This window comes from Klebsiella sp. NPDC088457, from assembly GCF_044900465.1.
Classification (GTDB): Bacteria; Pseudomonadota; Gammaproteobacteria; order Enterobacterales; family Enterobacteriaceae; genus Klebsiella.
Genome location: NZ_JBJDNH010000102.1, coordinates 1 through 4384, shown reverse-complemented (window position 1 = coordinate 4384; position 4384 = coordinate 1). Strand labels below are relative to the sequence as shown.

Here is a 4384-nt window from a genome sequence, read left to right as displayed (position 1 = left end):
CGGATGGGCCGGGGCGGCGGACCCGCCGGCGGCACCATCGGAAGGAGTGAGCATGTCTGTGCAGTTAATCGACTGGGATCTGGCCCTGATCCAGAAATATAACTATTCCGGGCCGCGTTATACTTCGTACCCCACCGCGCTGGAGTTTTCCCCTGAATTCGGCGCCGCTGAGTTCAATGAGGCGGTGGCCCGCTATCCGCAGCGCCCGCTATCGCTGTATGTGCATATCCCGTTTTGCCATAAGCTCTGCTATTTCTGCGGCTGCAATAAAATCGTGACCCGCCAGCAGCATAAAGCCGACCAGTATCTGGATGTGCTGGAACAGGAAATTAGCCACCGTGCGCCGCTTTTTAGCGCGCGTCAGGTCAAACAGCTGCACTGGGGCGGCGGTACGCCAACCTATTTGAACAAAGCGCAAATCAGCCGTCTTATGCATTTGCTGCGCAGCCATTTCCATTTTACCGCCGATGCCGAAATCTCGATCGAAGTCGACCCGCGTGAAATTGAGCTGGATGTGCTGGATCATTTGCGATCCGCCGGCTTCAATCGCCTGAGTATGGGCGTGCAGGACTTCAATAAAGAGGTGCAGCGCCTGGTGAACCGTGAGCAGGATGAAGCGTTTATCTTTGCGTTGCTTAACCATGCGCGTGAGATTGGCTTTACCTCCACCAATATCGACCTGATTTACGGCCTGCCGAAACAAACGGCGGAAAGTTTTGCTTTTACGCTGCAAAAAGTGGCCGAGCTCAATCCCGATCGCCTGAGCGTATTTAACTATGCGCATTTGCCGACGCTCTTCGCTGCGCAACGTAAAATCAAAGATGTCGACCTGCCTTCGGCGCAACAGAAGCTGGATATCCTGCAAGAGACCATCGCCTCGCTCACTGACGCAGGCTACCAGTTTATTGGTATGGATCACTTTGCGCGCCCGGATGATGAGCTGGCTATCGCTCAGCGCGAGGGCGTGCTGCATCGCAACTTCCAGGGCTACACCACCCAGGGCGATACGGACCTGCTGGGGATGGGGGTGTCGGCGATCAGCATGATTGGCGACAGCTATGCGCAGAACCAGAAAGAGCTGAAGCACTATTATCAACAGGTTGATGAAACCGGGAACGCCCTGTGGCGCGGTATTACGCTGACCCGTGATGACTGCATTCGTCGCGATGTGATCAAAGCGCTGATTTGCCAGTTTGCGCTCGATTTCGCCGCGGTCGAAGCGCAATGGGAGGTGGATTTCCCGTCCTATTTTGCTGAAGATCTGGCGCTGCTGGCGCCGTTGGCAAAAGATGGGCTGGTGGATGTGGACGAAAAGGGAATTCAGGTGACGGCGAAAGGTCGGCTGCTGATTCGCAATATCTGCATGTGCTTTGATACCTACCTGCGCCAGAAAGCGCGGATGCAGCAGTTCTCCCGGGTCATTTAAGCGCTTCCCCGGCGGGCGTGATGCCTGCCGGGGGAGAGAGCCGTTACTCCATACCCAGCTCTTTTAGCTTGCGCGTCAGCGTATTACGCCCCCAGCCCAGCAGGCGTGCCGCCTCCTGCTTGTGCCCTTGCGTATGGCGCAGCGCGGTGGTCAGCAGCGTCCGCTCCATTTCCGGCTGAGCCTCAGAGAGCAGGTTTTGATGACCGGAACGCAGGGCGCGATCGGCCCATTGCCCTAACAAGGTTGCCCAGCTATCAGGCTGCATATGGGTGGGACTATCCGGAATCGAGGTTTCAAACAGTTCGCTGGGAAGATCCTGAGTCAGAACTTCCTGACCCGCGGCCATCACCGTCAGCCAGCGGCAGGTGTTTTCCAGCTGACGTACGTTACCGGGCCAGGCTAAACGGGTTAACGCGGTTTCGGTTTCCGGATGAAGCTGTTTGGCTTCGACTCCCAGCTCGCGGGCGGCAATCTGCAGGAAATGGCGCGCCAGGCGGGGAATATCCTCACGGCGTTCGCGCAGCGGCGGGAGATGAACGCGAATGACGTTCAGGCGATGGAACAGATCCTCGCGGAACTTGCCCTCCTGCACCCGCTGCTCAAGATTCTGGTGGGTCGCGGCAATAATCCGCACGTCCACCTTCACCGGCGCATAGCCGCCCACGCGGTAGAACTGGCCATCGGCCAGCACGCGCAGCAGGCGCGTCTGCACATCGAGCGGCATATCGCCAATTTCATCAAGAAACAGCGTCCCGCCGTCGGCCTGCTCGAAACGCCCCTGGCGCACGGTATTGGCGCCGGTAAAGGCCCCTTTCTCGTGGCCGAACAGTTCGGATTCGATCAGATCTTTTGGAATCGCCGCCATATTCAGCGCGATAAACGGCGCTTTGACCCGCGGGCTATGGCGATGTAAAGCATGGGCGACCAGCTCTTTACCGGTACCGGACTCGCCGTTGATCAAGACGCTGATGGAGGAGCGCGACAGGCGGCCAATGATGCGAAAGACGTCCTGCATCGCTGGCGCTTCGCCAATAATGTCGGCCGTCGGGCTGGTGACCGTAATATTGCGCGGCTGCTGCTGCTCCTGATAGTGGCTGATAGCGCGATCAACCAGAGCGACCGCTTCATCAATATCAAACGGCTTCGGCAGATAATCAAAGGCACCCTGCTGGTAGGCGCTAACCGCAGCATCCAGATCCGAGTGCGCGGTCATTATGATGACCGGAAGCATGGGGTGACGCTGTTTAATTTGTTTCAGTAGCGCCAGACCGTCCATCCCCGGCATACGGATATCAGACAACAAAACATCCGGGGTTTTGGTGGTGAGCGCATCAAGCACTTCGCTGCCGCTTTCAAACGTTGCACAACTCAAGCCTGCCCCGGTGAGCGCGCGTTCAAGCACCCAACGGATGGAGCTATCGTCATCAACGATCCAGGCTATCCCTCGTTGCATAAACACCTCTACTTCCGAATAGGCAGGTATACCGAGAATTCGGTATGCCCTGGCCAACTGGTAAATTCAATTTTGCCGGAGTGCTGATCGATAAGACTGCGGGCAATGGAGAGCCCCAGACCGGTACCGCCTTCGCGACCGCTTACCATGGGATAGAACAGCGTATCCTGTAACTGGGACGGAATGCCCGGACCGTTATCTTCGACATCAATACGCGCGGTCAGACGGTAGCGGACGCCGTGCAGCGTCAACTGGAAGGCGGTACGGGTGCGCAGGATAATCTCACCGCCTTCTGGTCCCAGCGCCTGCAGCGCATTGCGTACGATATTCAGCAAAACCTGTTCGATTTGGTCAGGGTCGTGCGGAAGCTCCGGCAGGCTAGGGTCATAATCACGGATAAGTTTGACGTTATCCGGCAGCTCCATGGAGACCAGCTTCACAACCCGTTCTGCGACCTTATGAATGCTTTCAGTGACGTGCATGCCGGGATGCTGTGGCCCCAGCAGGCGGTCGACCAGATTTCTCAAGCGATCGGCCTGTTCGATAATCACGTTGGTGTATTCCATGAGCGCCGGGTCAGGCAAGGCTTTACTCAACAATTGCGCGGCGCCCCGCAGTCCACCTAACGGATTTTTAATCTCATGAGCCAGCCCGCGGACTAAGTCCCGCGCGGCGATTTGCTGCGCGTGCTGCAGCTGCTCCTGGCTCAATCGGCGCTGATTATCCATGGGGGCCATCTCCAGCAGGATATAGCCTTCCGGCAGGCGCTGTGCCGTCAGAGACAGGATATGCGAGCGGCCGTCGATCACCAGCGTCACTTCGTTATCGGTAAAGCCCTGGCCCGCCAGCAGGCTTTCCTGCATCAGGCCGATATTCAGGGAAAAATAACTCAACAGCTCAGGGAGCGGCGTACCGAAGAGTTTACGTGAACTTTGCGCCAGCAGCTGCTGTGCGGCCGGGTTCGCGTAATGCACCGCCAGCTCGTCATCGACCAATAAGATACTGTTGATTAAAGAGTTAAGGATCTGCCCAGCATCGGGCTGAGTGCCTGTTGCCATCTGACAGTCTCCTGAAAAGAGTGCACCAATTTAGTGCAGTATAGCTTTTTATGAATAAAAAGCGCATGAGATCAGCATGTTGGTGGAGAAAAAAGCCCATCCTGAGATGGGCTGAAAGTTTCCACGGCAACAAAATATCCCGGATACCCCACGCCACAACACGGAATACCCTGGATTTACAGCAAAATTAGACGCTGTAGTACAGCTCGAACTCAACCGGGTGCGGAGTCATACGGATACGGTCATTTTCTTCCATACGCAGAGCGATGTAAGCATCGATAGCGTCGTTAGTGAACACGCCGCCAGCTGTCAGGAACTCACGGTCCGCGTCCAGCGCGTTCAGTGCTTCTTCCAGAGAACCAGCAACCTGTGGGATCTCTTTCGCTTCTTCCGGCGGCAGATCGTACAGGTTTTTGTCCATCGCTTCGCCCGGATGGATTTTGTTCT

The 4384-nt window shown here is 56.6% G+C and carries 3 protein-coding genes and 1 pseudogene; 1 reads left to right on the top strand and 3 read right to left on the bottom strand.

The window, feature by feature from the left end; all coding sequences use genetic code 11:
- Positions 1–52: 52 nt before the first annotated feature.
- A complete protein-coding gene (gene hemN, locus ACI2JR_RS28055) occupies positions 53–1426 on the top strand; it encodes an oxygen-independent coproporphyrinogen III oxidase (protein WP_132731775.1) in 1374 nt (457 codons plus the stop codon).
- Positions 1427–1469: 43 nt separating this feature from the next.
- On the opposite strand, the gene glnG is transcribed toward hemN, so the two are convergent.
- The 3 genes and pseudogenes from glnG to glnA all read right to left on the bottom strand — a co-directional run.
- A complete protein-coding gene (gene glnG, locus ACI2JR_RS28050) occupies positions 1470–2879 on the bottom strand; it encodes a nitrogen regulation protein NR(I) (protein WP_132731776.1) in 1410 nt (469 codons plus the stop codon).
- Between the two features lie 8 nt (positions 2880–2887).
- On the bottom strand, positions 2888–3937 hold the full coding sequence (gene glnL, locus ACI2JR_RS28045; RefSeq protein WP_132731777.1) for a nitrogen regulation protein NR(II): 1050 nt from the start codon (positions 3935–3937) through the stop codon (positions 2888–2890).
- 187 nt (positions 3938–4124) lie between these two features.
- Positions 4125–4384 (bottom strand): annotated as a pseudogene (glnA, locus tag ACI2JR_RS28040) (glutamine synthetase); the annotation flags it as partial.